The following is a 4,232-nucleotide window of genomic DNA, read 5'->3' as shown; positions in this document are numbered from 1 at the left end:
CAGGCGCAGGGCGAGGGCGTAGCCGGCCCGGTAGGGCAGCGGGAGGGTGCTCAGGGTCTCGGTCACGTGGGTCTCGGCGGCGGTGCGGGCCCGGGGGTCGCCCAGGCAGGCGTACTGCCGCAGCCAGTACGAGCGCAGGCCGCTCGCGCGCAGTGCGCCGCGGATCATCCGGTCACCTTCTCTTTGAGGAATGCGGCCAGCAGCCGGGCCGCGCCCTTGGCGAGTACGGCGTCCAGGGCGTGCAGGAAGGCGGTCGTCTCCTCCTCGCCCGCGACCAGGGGTGGGGAGACGACCAGGGCGATGTCGCGGTTGGAGCCGAAGAAGGTCAGGATCCCGTGGTCGCGGTACAGGGCGGCGATCACGGCGGCGGTGAGCAGCTTGGGCACGGCCTGCGGGTCGCGGGCGGCCGCGGGGAGCGCGGTGCGGATGCGTTCCGGGATTCCCGGGCCGGGCCGCAGGAAGACGCCGTGGAGGGCGCCGCGGCCGGTGGTGGAGGCCACGAGGCGGGGGTGGCGCTCGGCGAGGCGGGCGAGGCCGGCGGACAGCAGCTGGTCGAGTTTGCGGGCGCGGCCGGGGAAGTCCTCCTCGACGGCCACGGAGACCGCTTCCAGCGCGGTGGCGGTCTCCTCGCCGAATCCGTAATAGGTGGTGCTGTGCAAGGTGGCGTCGCCGAGGTTGTCGTAGGCCTTCCGGAAGACGGGTTCACGGGCCACGTACCCGGAGATGGAGGATTTCCCGCCGCCGAAGGACTTCGACATGGTGAGGACGTCGGGGACGAGGCCCGGGCAGCGCATGAAGTGGAACAGCTCGCCGGTCTTGCCCCAGCCGGTGTACACCTCGTCGAAGACCAGGACGATGTCCTCTTCGGTGCACAGCCGCCGGACTTCGCGCAGGAATGCGGGCGGGCTCTCGCGGAGGGCGGAGGCGCTGAACGGTTCGAGGACGACGGCGTAGACGTCGCTGCGTCCCGTGGTGTCGCGGTGCCGTTCCAGGGCCAGTTCGAAGGAGGCGAGGTCGCCGAAGGCGAAGGAGTCGGTCCCGGGGATCCGGGGGAATTCGAAGTGGATCTCGGGTGAGGCGGTGAGGCTGCCGGCGCCGAGCAGTTTGCCGTGGAAGGCGATGTCGGTGTGCAGGACCGTGCCGCGCCGCCCGCCGTGGTATTTGTACGCGAGTTTCACCGCGCCTTCGACCGCTTCGGCCCCGGAGTTGGGGAAGTAGCAGATGTCGAGGTCGCCGGGGAGCAGTGCGGCCAGGTTGTGGCTGAGAGCGGCGACGTAGGGCGAGAAGTAGTTCTTGTGGACCTCCATGCGGCGGCGCTGCCGGAAGCGGTCGCGGGCGGCGAGGATGCGCGGGTGGTTGTGGCCGTGGTTGAGGACGCCGATGCCGCCGGTGAAGTCGAGGATGCGCCGGCCGTCGCGGAGGGTGATCCAGGCTCCCTCGGCGCTGTCGACGAGGTCGCGGCCGAAGCCGAAGGAGCCGATGAGCGAGACCTGGCTGCGGCTGACGTACTTCTCGTAGAGGGCGTGGACCTGGTCGATGCCGAGGTGTTCGGCCTGGTCGAGCGAGATGAGTTCAGGCATGGGCGTCCTCGTGCTCAGGCATGGGTGTCCTCGGGGAAGGTGTGCCGGTCGCCGGGTTCGGTGCGCAGCCGGTCGGCGATCAGGCGCCCGGCGCGGCGGCCGTCCCGGACGGCGTAGTTGGTGCCGCGGTCCTCGGGGAAGACCTGGGCCATCCCGGCGAGGTAGAGGCCGGTCACGCGGCTCTGCACCGGGGGCATGACGCGGGTGTAGCCGGGGGTGATGACGGGCTGGGCGTGGTCGGCACGCCACACGTGGTGGGCGTCGACCCAGCTCCGGTCGAAGCCGGGGAACATCCGCCGCAGGTACGGCAGGCTGTGCTCGAACACCTGCTCGTCGTCCATCCGGTACAGCTCGGCGTCGGCCGGGAGGTACTTGGAGAGGTAGACGATGTGCCGGCCGCCGTAGCGGGCCGGGTCGTCCATGTTGGTGTGCTCGATCACCCCGACGTAGGGGAAGGACGGGTCGTTGACGTTGAGCCAGTAGGTGTCGGAGAGGGGGCGGTTGTTCTCCAGGACCAGGCAGATGTTGGCCAGGTAGCGGATCCTGCGGAGCTGCCGGAGGAGGGGCGGCACGGAGGGGTGGGTGTCGCTCTGCTCCTCCAGCATCCCGGCCGCCAGCTCGGGGGCGACGGTGAGCAGGACGCGGCGGGCGGGGAGGAACTCCCCGTCGCCGGTGCGCACGCCGGTGACCCGGCGTCCGTCGGTGACGACGCCCCGCACCGCGGTGTCCGTGCGGATGTCGACGCCGTGGTCGGCGAGGCGTTTGCGCAGGGCGGTGAGCAGGACGTCGCTGCCGCCGCGCAGGTAGTAGAGGGTCTCGCTGCCGGAGCGGGTGCGGCTGCCGCCGCGCAGGTGCAGTTTGGTCCACATCCAGGTGGCGCCGACCTCCGCCGCGTGGTCGCCGAACTTCCCCTCCAGCAGGGGCCGCCAGACGACGTCGTAGACCCGGCGGCCGCCGAGGGAGACCAGCCACTCCTCGGCGGTGCGGTGCTCCAGCAGGCGCCAGTCCCGCACGCGCTGGGCGCGCACGGTCAGCAGACCGAGCCGGAGCCGGTCGACGAGGGGCAGGGGTGCGAAGCGCAGCAGGTCGAGGGGTTTGGACAGGCGGTAGACGGAGTTGGCGTAATACATGCCGGTGCGCGTCAGGTGGGGTTCCATCAGATCGGATATGCCGAGCCGGGCGCAGAGCCGGAGCATTTCCTCGTCGGAGGCGAACCAGTGGTGGTAGAAGCGTTCGAGGCGCCGCTCGCCGACCGTGAAGCTCCCCGCGAGGCCGCCGATGTCGGGGTCGCGTTCGAGGAGCTGCACGGAGTGGCCGAGCTCCGCGAGCTCCAGGGCGGCGGACAGGCCGGTGAATCCGGCACCGACGACGATGACGTCCGTGTGCATCACGCGACCTCCTCGACCGAGGCGAGGACGGCCCCGGGAATCGTGCTCCGTATCCGTTCGCTGATCACATAGGCCGGCCGGCCCTGCCCCTGCCGCAGGACGGCGTGCAGGTACTCCCCCACCACGCCCACCGCCAGCGACTGCGCGCCGAACAGGGCAAGGGGCAGGGCCTTGGGCCGGCCCCGGTGGGTCAGCGCCATGACGAGCGCACCGGCGAGCGAGGCCGAGCCCGTACAGAGGGGAATCCGCAGCGGCAGGGCGGATCCGCTGGTGAGGAAGGCGCTGCGGGAGAGGGCGAGCATTTTCGGCAGGGTGTATTTGGAGGCCCCGGCGGCCCGCGGCTCCCGCTGGTATTCGATCGCGGTCTCGGGAAAGCCCGCCCAGCTGACGGCGCCGCGCAGGAAGAGCTCCCGGTCCGTCAGCCCGGTCAGCAGGTCGACGACTTCCCGGTCGAGGAGCCGGAAGTCCCCGGTGTCGAATGCCACGGGGTGGTCGGAGAGCCTGTCCAGGAGCCGGTAGAAGGCGAAGGCCGATAAGTTCTTGAAGGCGGTCTCGCCAAGTCTCGCGGTGCGTCGTGCGGAGACCACGCGCCAGCCCTGGCGCCAGCGCGACACCATTTCCGGGATGATTTCGGGAGGGTCCTGCAGATCGGCGTCGAGGAGGACGACCGCATCCCCCCGGGCCTCCTTGAGACCGCCGAGGCAGGCCGCCTGGTGGCCGAAATTCCGGCTGAACCGGACCGCGCGCACCATCGGGGACTCCCGGGTGAACGTGCGGATGAGATTCCAGGTGGCGTCGGCGCTGCCGTCGTCCACGTAGATGACCTCGTAACGGACGCCTTCCGCGGGGCGCAGGGCGCGGGCGATGCGGTCGTGGGTACGGCCGAGGACCGCTTCTTCGTTGTAACAGGGGAGAACGACGCTGATCAGCTGTGTCGTGGGTGACGGAGTGCCGGTCTGGCTGGCGGGCATAGACCTCTCCTGTGCCGGGAGCCGGTTATCGCCGTGCTGTTTTTCTGCCGCGCATTCAGATACTTTCCCCTTGCACCAATCGACGGTAGCCGACGGCGGAGCGGGCGGGCAAGATCCCCGCAACGCGGCTCCGGAGCCGGTAAATCGTGCCTGCCGGAGCGTATTTCCCGGGTGGCGCAGTGCCGGATGCGGCGCCCGCGGCCGGGCCCGAGACTTGAGCCAGGCCCCGGCCGGACGCAGCCTGGAGGAGGAACGGCGCATGCCCCGCGACCCGCGCCCCGCAGCCGCCGCCA

3 protein-coding genes are annotated in these 4,232 nt (G+C 70.8%); all 3 read right to left on the bottom strand.

From position 1 onward, the window contains the following. Positions 1 to 164: 164 nt before the first annotated feature. The 3 genes from V7793_RS34220 to V7793_RS34210 are packed head-to-tail and all read right to left on the bottom strand — an operon-like array spanning position 165 to position 3,939. Positions 165 to 1,580 carry an aspartate aminotransferase family protein gene (locus V7793_RS34220; protein WP_336013597.1) on the bottom strand — a complete coding sequence of 472 codons (1,416 nt, stop codon included), beginning with the start codon at positions 1,578 to 1,580 and terminating at the stop codon, positions 165 to 167. A gap of 14 nt (positions 1,581 to 1,594) precedes the next feature. Further along, a complete protein-coding gene (locus V7793_RS34215) occupies positions 1,595 to 2,968 on the bottom strand; it encodes an NAD(P)/FAD-dependent oxidoreductase (protein ID WP_336013596.1) in 1,374 nt (457 codons plus the stop codon). Then, positions 2,968 to 3,939 (bottom strand): glycosyltransferase family 2 protein, encoded by a 972-nt coding sequence (locus V7793_RS34210; protein WP_336013594.1) that lies wholly within the window; start codon positions 3,937 to 3,939, stop codon positions 2,968 to 2,970. The genes V7793_RS34215 and V7793_RS34210 overlap by 1 nt, the downstream gene beginning before the upstream one ends. Positions 3,940 to 4,232 lie beyond the last annotated feature (293 nt).

The organism is Streptomyces sp. KLMMK (assembly GCF_036961605.1).
Taxonomy (GTDB): Bacteria; Actinomycetota; Actinomycetes; order Streptomycetales; family Streptomycetaceae; genus Streptomyces; species Streptomyces telluris.
Note: the sequence above shows the minus strand (reverse complement) of the source record. Positions and strands in the feature narration are given on the sequence as shown.